General features: G+C 73.1%; 18 protein-coding genes. 7 read left to right on the top strand and 11 right to left on the bottom strand.

Annotation, left to right across the window (positions count from 1 at the left end; all coding sequences use genetic code 11):
- Positions 1-1,185 carry a sn-glycerol-3-phosphate ABC transporter ATP-binding protein UgpC gene (locus VNM44_RS15785; RefSeq protein ID WP_325627025.1) on the top strand — a complete coding sequence of 395 codons (1,185 nt, stop codon included), beginning with the start codon at positions 1-3 and terminating at the stop codon, positions 1,183-1,185.
- Here the strand turns inward: VNM44_RS15785 and VNM44_RS15780 are convergent.
- From VNM44_RS15780 to VNM44_RS15735, 10 genes are all read right to left on the bottom strand, one after another.
- Positions 1,154-2,050, bottom strand: coding sequence for a PfkB family carbohydrate kinase (locus VNM44_RS15780; protein ID WP_325627023.1), 897 nt, complete (start codon positions 2,048-2,050; stop codon positions 1,154-1,156). The two genes, VNM44_RS15785 and VNM44_RS15780, sit on opposite strands and share 32 nt — an antisense overlap.
- A gap of 28 nt (positions 2,051-2,078) precedes the next feature.
- Positions 2,079-2,447 carry a response regulator transcription factor gene (locus VNM44_RS15775; protein ID WP_325627021.1) on the bottom strand — a complete coding sequence of 123 codons (369 nt, stop codon included), beginning with the start codon at positions 2,445-2,447 and terminating at the stop codon, positions 2,079-2,081.
- Positions 2,448-2,631: 184 nt separating this feature from the next.
- Positions 2,632-3,207 (bottom strand): DUF1326 domain-containing protein, encoded by a 576-nt coding sequence (locus VNM44_RS15770; protein ID WP_325627018.1) that lies wholly within the window; start codon positions 3,205-3,207, stop codon positions 2,632-2,634.
- A gap of 207 nt (positions 3,208-3,414) precedes the next feature.
- Positions 3,415-3,684, bottom strand: coding sequence for a hydrogenase/urease maturation nickel metallochaperone HypA (locus VNM44_RS15765; protein WP_325627016.1), 270 nt, complete (start codon positions 3,682-3,684; stop codon positions 3,415-3,417).
- Complete coding sequence (locus tag VNM44_RS15760; RefSeq protein WP_325627014.1) at positions 3,666-4,127, bottom strand: hydrogenase maturation protease; 462 nt, start codon at positions 4,125-4,127, stop codon at positions 3,666-3,668. The genes VNM44_RS15765 and VNM44_RS15760 overlap by 19 nt, the downstream gene beginning before the upstream one ends.
- Complete coding sequence (locus tag VNM44_RS15755) at positions 4,124-5,416, bottom strand: Ni/Fe hydrogenase subunit alpha (RefSeq protein WP_325627012.1); 1,293 nt, start codon at positions 5,414-5,416, stop codon at positions 4,124-4,126. Before VNM44_RS15755 ends, VNM44_RS15760 begins: the two co-directional genes overlap by 4 nt.
- A complete protein-coding gene (locus VNM44_RS15750; protein ID WP_325627010.1) occupies positions 5,409-6,176 on the bottom strand; it encodes a hypothetical protein in 768 nt (255 codons plus the stop codon). Before VNM44_RS15750 ends, VNM44_RS15755 begins: the two co-directional genes overlap by 8 nt.
- Complete coding sequence (locus VNM44_RS15745; RefSeq protein ID WP_325627008.1) at positions 6,173-6,982, bottom strand: FAD/NAD(P)-binding protein; 810 nt, start codon at positions 6,980-6,982, stop codon at positions 6,173-6,175. The genes VNM44_RS15750 and VNM44_RS15745 overlap by 4 nt, the downstream gene beginning before the upstream one ends.
- A gap of 19 nt (positions 6,983-7,001) precedes the next feature.
- Positions 7,002-7,469, bottom strand: a complete 468-nt coding sequence (locus tag VNM44_RS15740) for a cyclic nucleotide-binding domain-containing protein (protein WP_325627006.1) — start codon at positions 7,467-7,469, stop codon at positions 7,002-7,004.
- Positions 7,453-8,610: a 4Fe-4S dicluster domain-containing protein gene (locus VNM44_RS15735; RefSeq protein WP_325627004.1), complete on the bottom strand. Its 1,158-nt coding sequence runs from the start codon at positions 8,608-8,610 to the stop codon at positions 7,453-7,455. The genes VNM44_RS15740 and VNM44_RS15735 overlap by 17 nt, the downstream gene beginning before the upstream one ends.
- A 138-nt stretch (positions 8,611-8,748) precedes the next feature.
- Here VNM44_RS15735 and hypF point away from each other — a divergent pair, with 138 nt between their 5' ends.
- From hypF to VNM44_RS15705, 6 genes are read left to right on the top strand one after another with little or no spacing between them, the layout of a single operon-like run.
- Positions 8,749-10,923 carry a carbamoyltransferase HypF gene (gene hypF / locus VNM44_RS15730; protein WP_325627001.1) on the top strand — a complete coding sequence of 725 codons (2,175 nt, stop codon included), beginning with the start codon at positions 8,749-8,751 and terminating at the stop codon, positions 10,921-10,923.
- A complete protein-coding gene (locus VNM44_RS15725) occupies positions 10,914-11,189 on the top strand; it encodes a HypC/HybG/HupF family hydrogenase formation chaperone (protein WP_325626999.1) in 276 nt (91 codons plus the stop codon). Before hypF ends, VNM44_RS15725 begins: the two co-directional genes overlap by 10 nt.
- Positions 11,186-11,392 carry a HypC/HybG/HupF family hydrogenase formation chaperone gene (locus VNM44_RS15720; protein WP_325626997.1) on the top strand — a complete coding sequence of 69 codons (207 nt, stop codon included), beginning with the start codon at positions 11,186-11,188 and terminating at the stop codon, positions 11,390-11,392. The genes VNM44_RS15725 and VNM44_RS15720 overlap by 4 nt, the downstream gene beginning before the upstream one ends.
- Positions 11,389-12,516, top strand: a complete 1,128-nt coding sequence (gene hypD, locus VNM44_RS15715; RefSeq protein WP_325626995.1) for a hydrogenase formation protein HypD — start codon at positions 11,389-11,391, stop codon at positions 12,514-12,516. The genes VNM44_RS15720 and hypD overlap by 4 nt, the downstream gene beginning before the upstream one ends.
- Positions 12,509-13,555, top strand: coding sequence for a hydrogenase expression/formation protein HypE (gene hypE / locus VNM44_RS15710; RefSeq protein WP_325626993.1), 1,047 nt, complete (start codon positions 12,509-12,511; stop codon positions 13,553-13,555). The genes hypD and hypE overlap by 8 nt, the downstream gene beginning before the upstream one ends.
- Positions 13,556-13,577: 22 nt before the next feature.
- Complete coding sequence (locus VNM44_RS15705; protein WP_325626991.1) at positions 13,578-14,318, top strand: universal stress protein; 741 nt, start codon at positions 13,578-13,580, stop codon at positions 14,316-14,318.
- Here VNM44_RS15705 and VNM44_RS15700 read toward each other — a convergent pair.
- On the bottom strand, positions 14,315-16,699 hold the full coding sequence (locus tag VNM44_RS15700) for an HAD-IC family P-type ATPase (RefSeq protein ID WP_325626989.1): 2,385 nt from the start codon (positions 16,697-16,699) through the stop codon (positions 14,315-14,317). The two genes, VNM44_RS15705 and VNM44_RS15700, sit on opposite strands and share 4 nt — an antisense overlap.
- Between the last annotated feature and the right edge of the window lie 319 nt (positions 16,700-17,018).

Here is a 17,018-nt window from a genome sequence, read left to right as displayed (position 1 = left end):
GTGGGCGGCATCCGGCTCGAGGACGCGACGAAGGTCTACCCCAACGGGGTCAGGGCGCTCGACGCGGTCACGCTGGACATCTCGGACGGCGAGTTCATGGTGCTCGTCGGGCCGTCCGGGTGCGGGAAGTCGACGCTGTTGCGCATGATCGCCGGCCTCGAGGAGGTGACCGAGGGACGCATCGTGATCGGCGACCGCGACGTCACCGACCTGCGGCCCCGCGACCGCGACATCGCGATGGTGTTCCAGAACTACGCCCTCTACCCGACGATGAGCGTGGAGGAGAACCTCGGCTTCGGGCTCAAGCTCCGCCACGTGCCCGGCCCCGAGCGCGCGAGCCGCGTGCGGCAGGTGGCAACGACGCTCGGGCTCCAGGCGCTGCTCGAGCGCCGGCCCGCGCTCCTCTCCGGCGGCCAGCGCCAGCGCGTCGCGATGGGCCGGGCGATGGTGCGCGAGCCGAAGGCGTTCCTCATGGACGAGCCCCTGTCGAACCTCGACGCGAAGCTGCGCGTCTCGATGCGCGCGGAGCTCGCGCGCCTGCACGAGCGGCTCGGGGTGACGACCGTCTACGTGACGCACGACCAGGTGGAGGCGATGACGCTCGGCCAGCGTGTCGCCGTCCTCCGCGACGGGGTGCTGCAGCAGTGCGACACGCCGCAGCGCCTCTTCCACGACCCGACCAACCTCTTCGTCGCCGCGTTCATCGGGTCGCCGTCGATGAACGTCGTGGAGGCGACCGTGGCCGACGGGCGCGTCGCGTTCGCCGGGATGAGCCTTCCGCTCGCGCCCGAGGTGCCCGTCGACCCGGAAGCGGGCGAGGTGATTCTCGGCATCCGCCCGACCGACCTCCGGCACACGCTCGACGCGCCTGCCGACGAGCCGCGCATCGTCGTGCGTCCCGACCTCGTCGAGGAGCTCGGCGGCGTCAACAACGTCCTCTTCCCCGTCGATGCGCCACGCGTTCAGACGGACGCGACGCGAGCGGCGATCGAGGCCGCATCGGACGACGACGCGACGCTGCTCGCCGACGACCGCCGCGCCCGGTTCTGCGCGGCCGTCGACGGCCGCCGGCAGGTCGTGCCGGGCGAGGACCTCGAGCTCGCGGTCGACCACCGCCGGCTCCACTTCTTCGACTGCGCGACGGGGGAGACGCTCAGGACGAGGCCGCGAGCGGCGGCGGCGTGAGCCCCCGCGCAGCGCCGGCCTCGAGCAGCGTCGCCTCGTCGACCGCGCCCCCCACGCCCGTCGGCGTCCCGACCGCGAGCCCCGCGTACAGCACCGCCCAGCGGAGCCGGTCATCGGGCTCGGCGCCGCGGAGGTCGGCCCAGATGTAGGCGGCGGCGAGGACGTCGCCCGCGCCGGTCGTGTCCGTCGGCTGCTCGACCTTCTCGGCGGGTGCCGTGAACGTCGCGCCGTCCGTCACCGCCATGGCGCCCTCGGCCGCGAGGGTGACGACGACGGTCTCGGCGAGCTCGGCGAGACGCGATGCCGCGCCGGCGACGTCGTCCTTGCCGCTCAACCCGAGGGCCTCGCGCTGGTTGACGAAGAGGGCCCTGGCTCCGGCGAGTGCGCCGGGCGGACGGCCCTCGTAGGCGCGGAGGTCGTCGTCGCCGCATGTGACGTACGCCGTCGAGATGTCGGGGACGACGTAGAGCTGATCGAGGCTTGCGGCGACCGCCCGCGGCCCGAGCGCCGCGACGTCGGCCGCCGCGGCGCGCGCGCCCGGGTCGATCGTCACCATCGCCCGGTCGCCGCCGAACGGCATCACCATCGTGGTCGGCGTCCTCGGCGCGGGCCGGGTGGCGACGCACTGCACGCCTTCCTCCGCGAGCATCGTCCGCACGAGGTCGCCGGCGACGTCGTCGCCGAGGGGCGCGGCGACCGCCGCGGACAGCCCGAGCCGTGCCGCGGCGACGGCGGTGATCGCGCCGCCGCCGGGCGAGCGCAGGAGCTCCGCGGCGAAGCGCTCCTCGCCGAGTGCAGGCAGCGACTCGAGGCCGACGAAGGTCAGGTCGAGGAAGACCGGTGTGGCGACGACGAGGTCGGTCACGGGCGTCGGAGAATATCCGGCTCCGCGCTCATGCGACGAGGGCTCGGATCGCGTCTCCGCTCAGGTCGGCCTTGGTGAGGAAGCCGCGTGCGCCCGACTCGGTGACGAGCGAGCCGAAGTCGGAGCTGTCGCGACTGGACGCGAGCACGATCGCGGTCAGCGATCCCGCCTTGCGAAGACGCTCGGCGACCTCGAAACCGTCGATGTCCGGGAGCTCGACGTCGAGGAGGAGCACATCGGGCGCGAGCTCGAGCGTCGCGGCGACACCCGACTCGCCGTCGCTCGCGGTGCCGATCACCAGGAACCCGTCCGTCTCGAGGACGATCTGCGCGACCGCCCTGAACGACGGGTGGTCGTCGACGATCAGCACCGTCACCTTGTCCTCGTAGCTCGCCATCGGCCCGATCGTCTCACGATCGGCACTCGGCGGTAGTACGGCAATCGCTACCCCGGTTGGGTGGCATCCCGTGCGGACCCCGTAGGGCTACCCGCCGAAAAGGCCCCCCGCCCTGAGCAGACCGAAGGACGACGCTACCCAGTCATGGTGATCTGCGGCCCGCTGACGACCCCTCTTCGCGATGTCAACCCGAGTAGTCGAAGGCTCGGGTGAAGGCGCACGTGCCGTGGAGCTCGAAGTCGAAGGCACCGTCGGCCACGGTGACCTCGTCGTTGACGAGCTCGATGCCGGGTCGTTCGTGGCCGGGGACGATGCAGGAGACCGTCGAGGCGGTCTCGAACGGCGTCGTCGCGCGCAGGCGCACCGCGTTGCCGACCCGCGCCTCACCGTCGCCGAATGCGATGCGTGCACTCCGTAGCTCGATCGAAACCGTCGGCTTCCGCACCCACGGCAGCGTCTCCACGTGCGTGCCTCCGCGTCGGCCGAGCAGGATCTCGGCGAGCTCGTCGGGCCCGTCGACGTGGAGGACGAGCGTCCACGGCGAGCCGGCCACGTCGTCGTCGTAGGAGTAGGTCATCACGGCGCCGCTCCCACCGAGGTCGACGCCGTCCGCCTCGCCCTCGTCGACGCGCCAGCTGAGCGCGCCGAAGCAGACCCCGTGCGTCGAGCGGCCGCCGGCGACGCCGTCGATCCGGCGGCAGGGACAGATCGCGTCGCAGTTGCACGCCTCGAGGTAGACGCCGGCGATGCGGAAGCTCACGACACCGTCCAGCCGGCGGCCCCCGCGAGCGTGGACTCAGCGCTCTGCATGGCGCGACGCTACTCCTGTCGCGCCTCGCAGTCGAGGACAGCGGGCCGACCGCGGCTCGCCTCATGTCTCGACCGGTCGGAGGATCGCGGACGAGCCCCTGCTCTGGCCGGACTCCCCTTCCGATCGCCGGAACGGGGCACCGCGTCCTCGTCGGCCTCAGGACTCGTCGCGCACCTCGACGGACTCGAGCACGACGCCCTGGGCGGCCTCGCCGTCGAGTCTCTCGTCCATCGCTGCGTCCACCGCTGCGCCCTCGGCGAGCGTGCCGCGCGAGGCGTCGACCCAGTGCTCGACGAAGTGCTCGGGCGTGAAGTGCGACAGCGCGCCTAGCCGAACTCGGATGCGCGACACGGACGACGCGCCCTCCGCCTCGGCGACCGCCAGCACCTTGCGGACGAGGTCGTCCATCAGTGCGCGCTCGTGCACGGCGCCTCCTCGAGCTCGCGGAGCACGGACTCGACGAGGCCGTCCAGCGCCGACGCGACGGCAGCGGTCATCTTCTCGCCCATCCCGAAGGAGGCGCCCTCGACCCCGAGCACGACGACCCGCCGCGGCGCCTGCCCGAGCGCTCGGCCGAGCTCGAGCGCGTCGGCGATCCCCATCGCGTGCGTCGACGCGAGCCGCAGGTCGCGCGGGAGCGGTCCCTCCTCCGCGTCGATGCGGTGCAGCGTCCCCGGCGCGGCGCCGCTCGAGAGGGCGTCGACGACGACGACGGTGTCGAGCCCGTCCCAGAGGCCGAGCAGGCGCGTCGGCTCGTCGGCGCAGTCGAGCACGGCGGCGCCGGCCCCGCGCAGCCGCTCGGCCACGGCCGGCCCGACGGCGTCGTCGCCGCGGAACGGGCTCCCGAGGCAGACAGCGGCGGCGCTCAAAGCCGCTCCACCTCGAAGCGGAGGAAGTGCGTCGCGCATGAGATGCACGGGTCGTAGTTGCGGATCGTCTGCTCGCAGCGGTGCGCGAGCTCGTCGTCGGGCAGATCGAGCGACCCGCCGACAACGCCGACGAGGTCCTCCTCGATCGTCTTCTGGTTCTGCGACGTCGGCGGGACGATCTTCGCGTCGAGGATCGTCCCCTCGTCGTCGATCCGGTAGCGGTGCCAGCAGATCCCGCGTGGCGCCTCGGTGCAGCCGTGGCCCGATCCGGCGCGCGGGTCGCACTCGACGTACGGCTCGTCCGGGCGCTCGTACGCCGCGATGATGCGGAGCGCCTCGTCCGCGGCATAGACGGTCTCCACGGCGCGGACGACGATCGAGCGGAAGGGATTGCGAACGACAGACCCCAGGCCTGCCTCCTCGGCGGCCTGCTTCGCGGCGTCGGAGAGCTCCTCGTAGTTGAGCGCATACCGCGCGAGCGGGCCGACGAGGTAGGCGCCGACGCCCGCGAGGCTCGAATGGAGCGCGTTCGAGCGCTCGACGTGGCTCTCCGTGAAGTGCTCCTCGTATTCGTCGACGGAGATGTCGAGGCCCGTGCTCGAGACGATTCGGCCGCGCTCGATCGGGTACTCGCCCGGGTGGCGCAGCGAGACGAAGGCGTAGTCGCGCTCGTAGTCGGGGAAGTCGAAGCCGGCGGTCCAGCGGACGAGCTCGCGCCCGGCGTCACGCGCCCACTCGAGCTCTGGGACGAGCGCGCGCAGCTCCGCGACGGTCGGCGCGCGGTAGAAGCCGCCGACGCGGAAGTTGACCGGGTGCACCTCGCGGCCGCCGATCACGCGCATCAGCTCGTTGCCGAGCTTCTTCAGGCGAAGGGCGATCTCGACCAGGTCGCGGCGGTCGCGGGCGAGCTCGATCGCGCCGTCGTAGCCGAGGAAGTCGGGGGCGTGGAGCATCGCGACATGGAGCACGTGGCTCTCGATCCACTCGCCGCAGTAGATGAGCCGTCGCAGCGCCTGCAGCTGCGGCGTCAGCTCGACGCCGCAGACCTGCTCCATCGCGGCCGCCGAGCTCGCCATGTAGGCGATCGGGCAGATGCCGCAGATCCGCGCTGTGATGTCGGGCGCCTCCGTGAACTGCCGGCCGCGGAGGAGCGCCTCGAAGAACCGCGGCGGCTCGAAGATCTTGAATTGCACCTCCTCGAGCTCGCCGTCGCGGACCCGGACGAGCATCGCCCCCTCGCCCTCGACGCGCGCGAGGTAGTCGGTGCGGATCTCGCGGGTCTCACTCATGCTCGTAGCTCGCCTCCCTGAAGGCCGGCGCGTTCGCGTTGAAGGTGCGCAGCGCGCGCAGCATGACGTCGTCGCCCGCGCCGAGCTCCTGCCACTGCCGCGCGAGGGCGGTGATGTTGGGGGACTCCATCGGGCCGAAGCAGCCGTAGCAGCCGCGCGCGTAGGCCGGGCAGATCGCCCCGCAGCCCGCCTGCGTCACCGGGCCGAGGCACGGGGTGCCGATCGCGACCATGACGCAGGGGGTCCCGCGCGCCTTGCACTCCATGCAGACGCTCGTCGAGGGGAGACGCGGCTTCCGCGCGTTGAGCAGCGCGCTCACGGTCTCCACGAGCTGGGCCTTCGAGATCGGGCAGCCGCGCAGCTCGAGGTCGACCTGGACGTGGTCGGCGATCGGCGTCGAGGTCTCCAGCGTCGAGATGAAGTCGGGGGCGGCGTACACGAGCGGGATCCACTCGCGCACGTCGGCGAAGTTGCGGAGCGCCTGGATGCCGCCCGCGGTCGCGCAGGCGCCGATCGTGACGAGGAGACCCGACTGGGCGCGGACCTCCTGGATCCGCTCGAGGTCGTGCGGCGTCGTGACCGAGCCCTCGACGAGCGAGACGTCGTACGGCCCCTCGACCGCGCCGCTCGTCGCCTCGGGGAAGTAGGCGATCCGAAGGCCCTCGGCGATCGCGAGCAGCTCGTCCTCGCAGTCGAGAAGCGAGAGCTGGCAGCCGTCGCAGGATGAGAACTTCCACACAGCGAGGGTCGGGCGGGTCACAGCTCCCGCACCTCCATCAGCCGGGTCATCGCGGCCGCGGGGAAGACGGCGCCGTCGCGGCAGATCAGCGTCGGCCCGAGCTGGCAGTGACCGCAGTGGCCGACCGCGCAGCGCATGTTCCGCTCCATCGAGACCCAGATCCGGTCGAGCGGCACGCCGCGGTCGACGAGCGCCCGCACGACGAAGGTCATCATCACCTCGGGGCCGCACACGAGCGCCGACGCGTTCGCGGGGTCGATCACCGCGCCGGGAATCAGGGTCGTCACGAGCCCCACCCGACCGTGCCAGCCCGTTGCCGCGGCGTCGACCGTGACGTCCACCTCGGCGTCGAGCCGCGCACGCCAGCCCTCCAGCTCGGAGACGAAGAGGAGGTCCTGCGGTGTCCGAGCACCGACGAGGACGGAGACGGAGCCGTAGTCGTCGCGCCGCGCGAGGGCGTGCCGCACCGCGGGCCGCAGCGGTGCGAGCCCGATCCCTCCGGCCACGATCACCAGGTCGCCGCCGGCCGTCTGGGCGAGCGGCCACTCCGTCCCGAACGGCCCACGCACCCCCACGACGGCGCCGGCGTCGAGCCCGCAGAGCGCGCGCGTGACCGCGCCGACCGCGCGGATGGTGTGGGTCAGCGGCCCGTCGCCCTCGTGGTCGCCGCTCGTCGAGATCGGCACCTCGCCGACTCCGAACGCGTAGAGCATGTCGAACTGGCCCGCCCGCGGCCGGACGCGCACGTCGAGGGACTCGAGCTCGAGTGTCCAGGTGTCCGCCGTCTCCTGCACGCGGGACACGACCCGGTGGGCGACCGGGGTCATGGCGCCTCGCGCGGAGGTCTCAACCGACGCCGACGCCGCCATACACGTCCAGCAGCCGCACCCGTGCATGCTGCAAGCGGTCGATCATCACCTGGGCGAAGCGCTTCATCAGCTCGTAGCCCAGCTCCTTGTCGTCGTCGCACTTGCCGCGCAGGCAGGCGCCGTCGAACGCGATCGCGCGCAACGGTCCCGCGGCGCGGGCGTCGAAGTGCCAGACGTACGGCTCGAAGAGCCAGGACCAGCCGACCACCTCGCCGGGCTCGATCGTGTCGATCACGAGCCCGCCGCGTTCGGGCGTGTGCAGCTCGAGGGAGACTCGCCCGCGCCGGACGACGTAGAAGGTGTCGGCGGGCTCGCCTTCACGGAAGAGGAGCTCGCCGTCGTCGAAGCCCACGTTCTGCGCGCAACCCGCGATCAGCGTCAGGTCCTCCGACCCGAGGCCGGCGAACACGGGAGCGTGCGCGATCAGCTCATCCAGCGTTTCCACGATCCACCTCCCCGTCCGTGGCGCGGATCGCGGCCAGTTCCTCCGTGACGTCGATGCCGACAGGGCACCAGGTGATGCACCGGCCGCACCCGACGCAGCCGGACGTCCCGAACTGGTCGAACCACGTGCCGAACTTGTGGGTGAGCCACTGGCGGTAGCGGGCCCGCGGAGAGCGCCGGATGCTGCCGCCGTGGATGTAGGAGTACTCGGTCGAGAAGCAGGAGTCCCAGCTCCGCCAGCGCTCCGCCGACCCGTCCGCGAGGTCGTTGACGTCCTCGACGGAGGTGCAGAAGCACGTCGGGCAGACGAGCGTGCAGTTGCCGCACGTGAGGCACCGCTCGGCGACCTCGGCGAAGCGCGGGTGCTCGAGATTCGCGGCGAGCAGCTCCTGGATGCCGGCCGTCTCGAGCCGGCGCCCCATCCGGTCGACGGCGTCGTCCGTCACCTTCGTCGCCGCGGCGCGGTCGTCCTCGGACGCTTCGCGGACCGGGAGCGCCGAAACGAGCGCGCGGCCTCGTTCCGAGCCGACCTCGACGAGGTAGCGGTGCCCGACTTCGGTGAGCTCGGTGAGCGCGAGATCGAAGCCCGTCTCGGCGCGCGGGCCGGTGCCCATCGAGGCGCAGAAGCAGGTACCGCCCGGCTCGCCGCAGTTGACGGCGACGACGAAGGCGCCGTCGCGACGCTGTGCGTAGTCGCGCTCCACGTAGCGCCCCTCGAGGAAGACGCGGTCCTGGATCGCGATCGCGTGGAGGTCGCACGAGCGGGCGCCGAGGAGCGCGAGCGGACGGTCGGGTGGCGGCTCCTCCTCGATCGCGGGCGCATCGCCGTTCCGCGCCGCGGCCCGCCAGAGGCGCACGCGCGAGGGGAGCAGTTCCTGCTTCCACGAGTGCGGGCCGACCGCCCACCCGAACACGGCGTCGTCCTCGCGTCGCTCGACCCGGTACGTCGCAGCCTCGTGCTGCGCGGTCCAGCCGTGCGGCAGCTCGTCGGCCGAGGAGATCTCGTCGAGCACGATCGCGCCGTCCCGCACCGTCGGGCCGACCACGCGGTAGCCCTGCTGCCGCAGGGCCTCGACGAGCGCTGTGAGCCCGTCGGCGCCCATCACGTACGACTCTGTCGCGGGAGTGCGCAACTCGTCCACGTCTCGTCTCGTGCGGAGAATGACGGTCGGCCGCGCCGGCGGCATCCGTAGGCGCTGCGGCGATCGTGCGGCATTCCCGCAGGCCCGACGCGGGACGACCCGTTGCGCCGACGGCTCCGGCGCGGCAACCTCGGTGCGATGGGCCAGACGCTCCCGGAGGCGGTCGAGCGGCGCCGGATTCGCGTGCGCGGCGTGGTGCAGGGCGTGGGGTTCCGCCCGTTCGTCCACCGCGTCGCCATCCGGCAGGGCCTCGGCGGGCGCGTCTGGAACGACGGCGACGGCGTCGTCGTGGAGGTCGAAGGCCCGGGCGCCGCGCTCGACGCGTTCACGCGCGCGCTGGAGGACGAGGCGCCGCCGCTCGCGCAGGTCGCGTCGGTGGCGGCCGAGCGCATCGCGATCGTCGGCGAGCACGCCTTCGCGGTCGTGACGAGCCACGGCGGCGGCCGCTCGGCCATCGTCCCGCCGGACGTCGCCACCTGCGGGGACTGCCTCCGAGAGCTCTTCGACCCCGCCGACCGGCGCTACCGCTACCCGTTCGTCAACTGCACGAACTGCGGGCCGCGCCTGACGATCGTCACGCGGGTCCCGTACGACCGGCCGAACACGACGATGGCCGGCTTCCCGCTCTGCCCCGAGTGCCGCCACGAGTACGAGAATCCGGCCGACCGCCGGTTCCACGCCGAGCCGATCGCCTGCCCCGTCTGCGGGCCGCGGTTGTCGATCCCGCTCGAGGAGGCCGTGACCGCGCTGCGCGACGGCGCGATCGTCGCGGTCAAGGGCCTCGGCGGCTATCACCTCGCCTGCGACGCGACGAGCGAGACGGCGGTGGCGCGGCTCCGCGAGCGCAAGGGCCGGGAGGAGAAGCCGCTCGCGGTGATGGCGGCCGACCCGTTCGCCCTCGCGGCGCCGATGCCGGCAGAGCTCGACCTGCTCCGTTCGCCCGCGCGTCCGATCGTCCTCGTCCGGCGGGGCGAGGGCTCTCCGGTCGCGTCCTCCGTCGCGCCGGGGACGCCGTGGCTCGGGCTGATGCTCCCGTACACGCCGCTCCACCACCTCCTCTGCGCGGATCTCCGCCGGCCGCTCGTGCTGACGAGCGGGAACCTGACGGACGAGCCGATCGCCTTCGACGACGACGAAGCCCGTCGCCGGCTCGGCGACGTCGCCGACGTCTTCCTCTCGCACGACCGGCCGATCCACCGCCGCTGCGAGGACTCGGTCGTCCGCGCGGGGTTCCCGCTGCGCCGCTCGCGCGGCTACGCCCCCTCGTCGCTGCCGTTGCCCGTGCGCCTCGAGCGGCCCCTCGTCGCGGCCGGAGCCGAGCTGAAGAGCACGTTCTGCGTCGCCCGCGGCGCCGAGGCGTTTCTGTCCTCGCACCTCGGCGACCTCACGGGCGAGGATGCCCATGCCGCGTTCCGCAACGATCTCGCGTTGTGGCTCGACATGCTCGGCGTCGAGCCCGCAGCTGTCGCCTGCGACCTCCATCCCGACTACCTCTCGACCCGCTGGGCGTGGGAGCAGGGCCTTCCTGTCGTCGGGGTGCAGCACCACCACGCGCACGCGGCGGCGTGCCTGGCCGAGCACGGAGAGACCGGGCCCGCGCTCGCCGTCGTGCTCGACGGGACCGGTTACGGCCCGGACGGGACGATCTGGGGCGGCGAGGTCCTCCGCGCCGACCTCGCCGACTTCGAGCGGGTGGCGCATCTCGAGTCCGTGCCGCTCCCCGGCGGCGAGGCCGCGGTGCGCGAGCCGTGGCGCATCGCCGCTCTCCACCTCGAGCGGCTCGGCCGGCCGGTGCCATGGGAGCGCTGGGAGCTCGTGCGCCAGAGTCTGTCCGTGAACGCCCCGCTCTCGTCGGGCGCGGGACGTCTGTTCGACGCCTGCTCGGCTCTCCTCGGCGTGCGCGAGCGGGTCAGCTACGAGGGCCAGGCGGCGATCGAGCTCGAGCACGTCGCCGGGCATGTCGCGGCTCCGGCGTACCCCTGCAAGGTCGCAGGCGGCGTGATCCGCGGCTCGGAGCTGATCGCGGCCGCGCACGACGACCTCGACGCGGGCCGCGACCGTGCCGAGATCGCAGCCGCCTTTCACGAGGGCGTGGCAGCTGCGTTCGCGGCGGCCTGCATCGAGGCGGACGGCCCGGAGACGGTGGTGCTCTCCGGAGGCTGCCTCCAGAATCTGCGCCTCCTCGGCTCGCTTCGAGCACGGCTCGAGCAGGCCGGCTTCCGCGTCCTCGCCCATGCCACGGTGCCGCCGAACGACGGCGGGGTCAGTTACGGTCAGGCGGCAGTGGCCGCTGCGAGGCTCGCATGTGCCTAGGCATCCCCGGCCGGATCGTCGACGTTCCCGACCGGCAGGCGGGGCTCGCGACCGTCGACATCTCGGGCGTGCGCCGCTCGGTCAGCGTCGCGCTCGTCGACGAGCCGGCCGCACCGATCGAGCCAGGCGACTGGGTGCTCGTCCACGTCGGCTTCGCGCTCTCGAGGATCGACGAGGCGCAGGCGCACGAGACTCTCGAGCTGCTGCGGCAGGGTGTCGAGCTGCAGCGGGAGCTGGACGAGATCCGCCACGGGACGGTGACATGAGCGTCGGCCCGGAGCGGTGCGTGACGTGCTCCGACGAGGCCGTGGCGGCGCGCGTCGAATCGGTCGAGGGGCTCGAGGCCGTGATCGCCGCCGGCGCGCAGACGGAGCGCGTGGCGATCGATCTCGTGCCCGACGCCCGGCCCGGCGACCTGCTCCTCTGCCACGCGGGGATCGCCCTGGAACGGCTCGAGGACGCGTCTTGAAATACGTCGACGAGTACCGCGACCCGGCGCTCGCGCACGCGCTCGTGGCCGAGATCCGCTCGCTCGTGACGACCGGCGAGGTCGTCCGTGTGATGGAGGTCTGCGGGGGGCACACGCACGCGATCTACCGCCACGGGCTCGAGGAGCTCCTTCCGCCCGAGCTCGAGCTCGTCCATGGTCCGGGCTGCCCGGTGTGCGTGATCCCGATGGGGCGCGTCGACGACGCGATCGCGATCGCCGAGACCGACGGCGTCACGCTCGCGACGTTCGGCGACATGCTGCGCGTGCCGGGCGCATGCGGCTCGCTGCTCGAGGCCAAGGCGCGCGGCGCCGACGTGCGCATGGTCTACTCGCCGCTCGACGCGCTCGCGCTCGCCGCGCAGGAGCCCGACCGCCACGTCTGCTTCTTCGCGATCGGCTTCGAGACGACGGCGCCAGCGACGGCGGTGACGCTGCTCCGCGCCCGCGCCGAGGCGACGCCGAACTTCTCCGTCTTCTGCAACCACGTCCTCATCGAGCCGCCGCTCCGCGCGATCCTCGAGACCCCGGGGTTGCGCGTCGACGCGTTCATCGGCCCGGGGCACGTGTCGACGGTGATCGGCACCGACGCGTACGGGTTCATCCCGGAGGAGTACGGCCGCCCCGTCGTCGTCTCGGCGTTCGAGCCGGTCGACCTGCTCCAGTCGATCGCGATGCTGCTCCGGCAGCGGGCCGAGGGCCGCTGTGAGGTCGAGAACCAGTACACGCGCGTCGTGCGGCGCGAGGGCAACCGCCGCGCCGTCGCCGCGATCGCCGAGACGATGGAGCCACGGGAGGACTTCGAGTGGCGGGGCCTCGGCGTCCTGCCCCTGAGCGCCCTGCGCGTGCGCAACGCGTTCGCCGCGTTCGATGCGGAGCGGCTCTTCACATTGCCCGGCGCGCGCGTCGAGGATCCGAAGGCCTGCCGCTGCGGCGACGTCCTCACCGGCCAGATCAAGCCCTGGGAGTGCGGCGTCTTCGGCACGGCGTGCACTCCCGAGCGGCCGCTCGGGACGTGCATGGTGTCGAGCGAAGGCGCCTGCGCGGCCTTCTTCTCCTACGGCCGCCTGCGCCGGCCGCGCGAGGAAGCACCCGTCGGTGGCTGAGACGGCCCGCGGCCGCCGCCGCGCGGTGCTGCGCGACGAGCGCATAACCCTCGCCCACGGGGCAGGCGGCAAGGCGACCCGCGACCTCGTCGAGGCGCTCTTCCTCGAGGAGCTCGGCAACGAGGCGCTCGCGCCGCTCGGCGACAGCGCCGTCGTCCCCCCTGCGGGCGGGCGCCTCGCCGTCACGACCGACAGCTACGTCGTGCGCCCGCTCGTCTTTCCCGGCGGCGACATCGGTGAGCTCGCGGTGAACGGCACCGTCAACGACCTCGCCGTCGCAGGCGCCCGGCCGCTCTGGCTGACGGCGGGCTTCGTGCTCGAGGAGGGCCTGCCCGTCGAGCTGCTGCGGGAGATCGTCCGGTCGATGGCCTGCGCCGCGACCCGTGCCGGCGTGCCCGTCGCGGCCGGCGACACGAAGGTCGTCGAGCGGGGCGAGGCCGACGGCCTCTACCTGACGACGGCGGGGGTCGGCGTGCTCGAGCACGATCTCGAGCTCGTTCCGGCCCGAGTCTCCCCGGGCGACCGCGTGCTCCTCTCCGGGACGCTGGCCGACCACGGGATGGCGGTCATGATCGCCCGGGGCGACCTCCACCTCGAGGGCGACGTCGCGAGCGACACCGCACCCGTCCACGAGCTGACGGCGGCGCTGCTGGGGCTCGGCGAGGATCTCCGCTGGATGCGCGACCCCACCCGCGGAGGCCTGGCCACCGTGCTCAACGAGCTCACGGCCTCCTCGGGGCTCGCGGTGCGCCTGCGCGAGAGCGCGCTCCCCGTCCGCCCGGCCGTCTTCGCGGCCTGCGAGATCCTCGGCATCGACCCGCTCTACGTCGCGAACGAGGGCAAGCTCGTCGCGGTCGTCGCGCCCGGGGCGGCCGACGACGCGCTCGCGGCGCTCAGAGCACAACCGTTGGGCGCCGACGCCGTCGAGATCGGGATGGTCGAGGCCGAGCCGCGGGGGATGGTGTTGCTCGACACCGCGCTCGGCGGCAGCCGCATCGTCGACCTCCTCGTCGGCGACCCGCTGCCGCGCATCTGCTGAGCGGGCCATAGAGTCCGAGGCGATGTTCGAGCGCGTCGTGTGCGGTGTCGACGGGTCGGCCGAGAGCCTCGAGGCGGTGAGGCAGGCGGACGTCGTCCTCGCGGCCGGCGGGCGTCTCGTGCTGGTCTCGGCCGTCGACCTCAGCGACACGATCCACTTCCAGATCGCCCCCACCGCGATCCACGCGGCCCGGCGGGCGCTCGAACGGGCCGACGAGCTCGACCGCGAGACGGTGGAGGCCCTCGCGGCCGCGAGAGCGGCCGTCCGGCACGCGACCGACGTGGCGAGCGTCCAGGCAGCAGGCCCGCCTGCAAGCGTTCTCGCCGAGACCGTCGCCGCCGAGCGGGCGGGCCTCTTGGTCGTCGGCACGCACGGCCGCGGCCGGATCGCAGGCATTGCCCTCGGCAGCGTCGCAACCCGGATGCTCCACCGCGCCCGCTGCTCGGTCCTCGTCGCGCGGCAGGGTGACGGTGACTGGGAACCGCGGACGATCGTCGTCGGCGTCGACGGCTCCACCGAGGCCGCGGCGGCGCTCGCCACCGGCGAGGCGCTCGCGGCGCGCTTCGGCTCGACCCTCACGAGCCTCGAGGTCGAGGGAAGACGGCCGGCGCACGGGCTGATCGAGGCGGCTCGGGGCGCCGACCTGCTCGTCGTCGGCAGCCGCGGCACGCACGGCGCCGGCTCGCTCGGCAGCGTCTCGGAGCGGGTCGCGCACGAGGCGCCGTGCTCGGTCCTGGTGGTCCGTCCTGCGCTGCCGGCTTAGCTCCCGTCCGCGGCCGCTCCACGACCGGGGATGAAGGCGTCCGAGGTCGCGACGAGACCGCCGATCGCGACGATGCAGCCGCCCGCGGCGATGAGGACGATCGGCAGGCTCGGCGCGGCCAGCGCGAAGAAGTCCCTCGCGAACGGCACGAGCAGCACGGCGACGTAGACGGCCGCCAGTGCGAGGCACATCGTGACGACCGCCGCGCCGCGAAGCCGTCCCGAGCCCTCGAGCGCGACGATCAGGTACCAACCGACGACGACCATCACCGTCGTCGCCACGGTGCGCGCCTCGACGAGATCGAGGTTGAACACCTCCAGAGCCGCGAGGTAGCTCGAGAGCACGCCGAGGCCGAGCCCCGCCCCCGCCGGCACGGCGAACTGGAACACACCGCGGAGGAAGCCCTTGAGGGTGAAAGCCCCCGCGCTCGGCGCCAGCGCGAGGAAGAAGCTGGGAATCCCGACCGCGAGCGACGCACCCAGCGTCAGGTGGCGGGGGAGCAGCGGGTAGGCGATCGGCGTGATGCCGATCGACAGGATCAGGAACGCAGCGAAGCCCGCCTTCGCGACGAAGAGCTTCGTGACGCGCTGCAGGTTCCGCAGGATCCGGCGGCCTTCCCCGACGAGGGCGGGCACGACCTCGAAGTCGCTCCGGACGAGCACGAGGTCGGCCACGCTGCGGGCCATCTGGACACCGCTGCCCTGTGCGATCGCCAGGCGCGCCGCCTTGAGGCCGGGAACGTCGTTGACGCCGTCGCCGATCATCGCCACGTAGCGGCCGTCGTCCCGGAGCGCCTCGACCACGCGGCGCTTGTCCTCCGGCGCGATCCGCCCGATCACGCTGCGCTCGCGGAGCAGGCGTTGGAGCGCCGCCTCGTCGGCCGGCAGCTCGCGCCCGTCGACCGGCCCTCCTTCGACGGGGATGCCGACGTCGCGCGCGATGGCCGCGACCGTCTCGGGCCGGTCGCCGGAGAGCACGATCGGGCGGACCTCCTGAGACAGGAAGAACTCGATCGTCTCGCGCGCGTGGGGTCGCAACCGCTCGGCCAGGACGAGGAGGCCGAGCAGCTCGAGCCCGTCGGGCAACCTCCCCTCGCCCTCGCCCTCGCCGTCCGCGAACGACGTGCGGGTGCGCGCGAAGGCCAGCACGCGGCGCCCCGCTCGAGCCTCCTCGTCCGCCCGCGGCCCGAGGTCTCCCAGGGGGAACAGCTCCGGCGCGCCGAGCACGTACGAGACGCCCTCGATCCGCGCCCCGCTCCAGCGGCGCCGTGACGAGAACGGCACCTCCTGCTCCAGCGTGCGCCCATCGCCCGGGAACCGGTCGGCGACCGCGCGAAGGGTGGTGTTCCTCACCCCGGCGCTCGCGGCGAACTCCCCGAGCGCGTGTTCGAGAGCCTCGCTCCCCGCCGCGGGCACGACCTCCGTCACGCGCAGCTCGGCCTCCGTCAGCGTTCCCGTCTTGTCGAGGCAGATGACGTCGACCGATGCGAGCGACTCGAGCGCGTTCAGCTGCTGCGTCAGCGCGCCGCGCCGGGCCATCCGCACGGCTGCGAGGGCGAACGTGAGACTGACGAGCAGGATCAACCCCTCGGGCACGAGCGTGACGACGGCGGCGACCGCGGTGGTCACCGCGTCGGAGATGGGCTCCTCGCGCTCCCAGAGCGCGTAGCCGAGGAGCGTTCCGAGCGGGATCATCGCCGCGACGAGGATGTACAGCAGCCGGTTCATCGAGCGCTCGAGGGGCGAGCGCGGATGCCGGAACGTGCGCGCCTCGCCGGTCACCCGGGCCGCATAGCTCTCCTCGCCGACGGCCGTGACGGTGTAGCGCCCGGTTCCCTCCGCCACGAACGATCCCGACCGCAGCTCGTCTCCGGGCGTATGCCCCACGGCCTCGGACTCGCCGCTCAGGATCGACTCGTCGAGCAGGAGCCCCTCGCTCGCCTCGAGCGTGCCGTCCGCGACGAGCTGGTCGCCGGGCTGGAGCAGCACCACATCGCCTGCGACGACGTTCTCTCGGGGGAGACGGCTCGGCTCGCCGTCGCGGAGGACCGTCGCGGTCGGGACGACCAGGGCCGAGAGGCGGTCGAGCGCCCGCTTCGCCCGTACCTCCTGGACGATCCCGATGGTCGCGTTCGAGACGAGCACGCCGAGGAAGAGGGCGTCCTGCCACGAGCCGAACGCGAGCATCAGCCCGCCGAAGACCGCGAGGATCAGGTTGAAGACGGTGAAGACGTTGGCGCGGACGATGCTCGCGTACGAGCGGCTCGACCGGTCCTGCTCGACCGGCCCGCGCGCGGCGAGGCGGCGAGCCGCCTCGCCCGCCGTCAGCCCGGTCGGGGCAGCTGCCGCCGGAGCCGAGGCGGACATAGCGGTGTCTGCCATCCCGACGAGCATGCCGAACCCGGCGGGGCGACGAATGCCCGAAACTACGGCAACGCCTCCGTAGCCGGCACGGATTGCGTCGGGTCCCGACCTAGCGGGAGGTGGTCCAGACCCTTCGTCGGGTCCATTCCGGGCCGATTCGGTTATAGGCTCCCACGGTGGTCGAGCGGCTCGACGAGGAGCGGATCGAGATGCTCCGAAGCTGGGGGGCGGGGCTCTCGACCAGCGACCGGGACGAGCTTCGGGCGGCCGGCAGGGCGATCCTGATGCTGATCGAGGAGATCGACCGGCTCGAGGCCGACATCTGGAACGAGCGGGC

Source organism: Gaiella sp., from assembly GCF_035558935.1.
Lineage (GTDB): Bacteria > Actinomycetota > Thermoleophilia > Gaiellales > Gaiellaceae > Gaiella.
Note: the sequence above shows the minus strand (reverse complement) of the source record. Positions and strands in the feature narration are given on the sequence as shown.

Bases quoted from the DNA above. Each gene is read 5' to 3' on its own strand.
- VNM44_RS15775 (WP_325627021.1), bottom strand. From the start codon at position 2,447: ATGGCGAGCTACGAGGACAAGGTGACGGTGCTGATCGTCGACGACCAC.
- VNM44_RS15755 (WP_325627012.1), bottom strand. From the start codon at position 5,416: ATGAGTGAGACCCGCGAGATCCGCACCGACTACCTCGCGCGCGTCGAG.
- VNM44_RS15745 (WP_325627008.1), bottom strand. From the start codon at position 6,982: ATGACCCCGGTCGCCCACCGGGTCGTGTCCCGCGTGCAGGAGACGGCG.
- hypF (WP_325627001.1), top strand. From the start codon at position 8,749: ATGGGCCAGACGCTCCCGGAGGCGGTCGAGCGGCGCCGGATTCGCGTG.
- VNM44_RS15725 (WP_325626999.1), top strand. From the start codon at position 10,914: ATGTGCCTAGGCATCCCCGGCCGGATCGTCGACGTTCCCGACCGGCAG.
- VNM44_RS15720 (WP_325626997.1), top strand. From the start codon at position 11,186: ATGAGCGTCGGCCCGGAGCGGTGCGTGACGTGCTCCGACGAGGCCGTG.
- VNM44_RS15705 (WP_325626991.1), top strand. From the start codon at position 13,578: ATGTTCGAGCGCGTCGTGTGCGGTGTCGACGGGTCGGCCGAGAGCCTC.
- VNM44_RS15700 (WP_325626989.1), bottom strand. From the start codon at position 16,699: ATGGCAGACACCGCTATGTCCGCCTCGGCTCCGGCGGCAGCTGCCCCG.